The 1994-nt window shown below is 41.3% G+C and carries 2 protein-coding genes and 1 pseudogene; all 3 read right to left on the bottom strand.

Features of this window, described 5'->3' with window-relative positions:
* Positions 1–525: pseudogene (locus tag V7149_RS24890) on the bottom strand (3-oxoacyl-ACP synthase); the annotation flags it as partial.
* 233 nt (positions 526–758) lie between these two features.
* Entirely contained in the window at positions 759–935 is a 177-nt protein-coding gene (locus tag V7149_RS24895; RefSeq protein WP_335348250.1) for a hypothetical protein, read from the bottom strand.
* 10 nt (positions 936–945) lie between these two features.
* Entirely contained in the window at positions 946–1944 is a 999-nt protein-coding gene (locus V7149_RS24900; protein WP_335348251.1) for a branched-chain amino acid ABC transporter permease, read from the bottom strand.
* Positions 1945–1994: the final 50 nt, after the last annotated feature.

Consider the following 1994-nt stretch of genomic DNA (forward strand, 5'->3'; position numbering starts at 1 on the left):
CTTGCAGTCTTTTTGTAAAATAATCGCCCCTCCGCCTGCCCCAAGATTATACATAAATCTTGTCCGAGGGTTATGGTAATCAATAAAATCCCCATTCCGATAACCGCCGGCTAAAAGAACAGTATTGATTGCCGGATCTGCGATCATCATATTTTTTGCTACCTTTAGCGCCATGACGGTCGTTCCACAGCGAAGTGCCACATCGAAAGCACAGGCATTTAACGCACCAATTTCCTCCTGCAGCTTAATACCTGCTGTCCAAAGCGGATATTCCTTATATTCTTCGCCAATATAGATGACGAGATCAATAGTTAATGGATCTAAATTCGCTTTTTTAATCGCTTTTTCTGCAGCTCTAATTCCCATTAGACATGTGTGATCTTCCGGTCCAGGAATAGTCTTCCTTTTTATCCCCATTTTACCTTCAACAATCTCTTGCGGAATTCCTGCCTTCAATGCAATTTCTTCACCAGTTATATATTCTTCGGGCAGATAGATTCCAGTACTAAGAATGCCGATATTCACGTTCTCACCTCATTCCTCATTATCTCGCCCCGGTGCCTCCGCTTTTCTATTTGTCTAGCTGCGGCGCCTAGGGGCTCGAGGTCATAAGCCATTCCGACAAGAAGGTTAAATTACAACCTTCCTGCCGGACTGTCTTATGCTTGTCGCCCCTGGGCACAAAGGAAAGCTTCTGCGAATATACATCGCAGGAACAATTGCCCTTTGATTGTTCCGAAGGCGCCTCCGCTTTTCTATTAATCCCCAATAATATTTTTCATGAAATTCATCGCATCTTCGATTGATTCGAATAGTATTTCTATATCCTCTTGAACATGGGATACTTTAATGCGCCATTTTTTCTTTCCGGTATGTTCATCAATGTCTGCTAAATGAAAGCGGACGATGAAAGAGGCAATTTGTTTCTGCTCCATCCTGCTCCCCCTAACTGGCAATTTTCTCTTCTGCTTTACTCTCCTCTTTCTTCTTTCGCGTTAGTTTCAGCTTTTTTAACGTTCCTACAATCCCCATAGGGAAGAACATAACGGCCAAAATATATATAATCCCGAAGAAGATGATCCAGCGTTCAAAGATCCAGTGGACCTTTGCCAATTCAGTTAGCCAGTGATGGGCAAATTCTATTAGGCCAGCCCCAATGATCGCACCGACTAACGTTCCCACTCCTCCAATTATAGTCATGAGCAATGCATCCAGTGTTATATCCATTGTGAACACACTCGTATTAACAAATCGCAGTGACATAGAATAGAGAAGACCAGCCATTCCTGCTATTACCCCCGATATGACACTCGCAATGACTTTATAATGGAGGATGCTGTAGCCGAGGGATTCTGTTCTTTGTTCATTTTCCCGAATGGCCTGCAGGACTCTTCCTAAAGGGGAATTCGTGAATCTTTTAAGAATCGCAAATACCAAAATCATCATGACAAGACAAATGAGATAAAAATCGGTCCGGTCTTTAAATAATTCTGGAATTCGAAAGGTAAAGCCGTCATTGCCATACGTAACCGTTCGCCACTTTTCAGCCAAAACGAGGAAAAGCCCCGAGAAGGCAAGTGTTAACATCGCATAGAAATGACTTTTTAGCCTTAAAGTTAGCAGTCCCAGTATCAAGCTCACAATGGATGTTAAAATAATCGTTACTAAAACAGCTAATAAAAGATACGGAATAGTTGGATCAAACCGTTTCATAAAGACGCCTATTGTGTAAGCGCCAATTCCAAAAAACATGGCATGACCGAAGGAAACAATTCCGGTAAAGCCTAGTAAAATATCATAGCTCATCGCAAAAATCGCAAATATAAACACTTGTGTCAGCAAAATTAACAGTGTTCTAGATTCATAGACAAATGGCAAAATAAGGAGAAATATTGCCGTTATTAAGTACACAAAATTCATTCTGCTTGCAGCTAATATTCTCATCTTCCTCACCCCTTTAATCCAAACAAGCCTTGTGGTCTAAAAATTAATAC

Source organism: Bacillus sp. JJ1503 (assembly GCF_036965125.1).
Taxonomy (GTDB): Bacteria; Bacillota; Bacilli; order Bacillales; family Cytobacillaceae; genus Cytobacillus.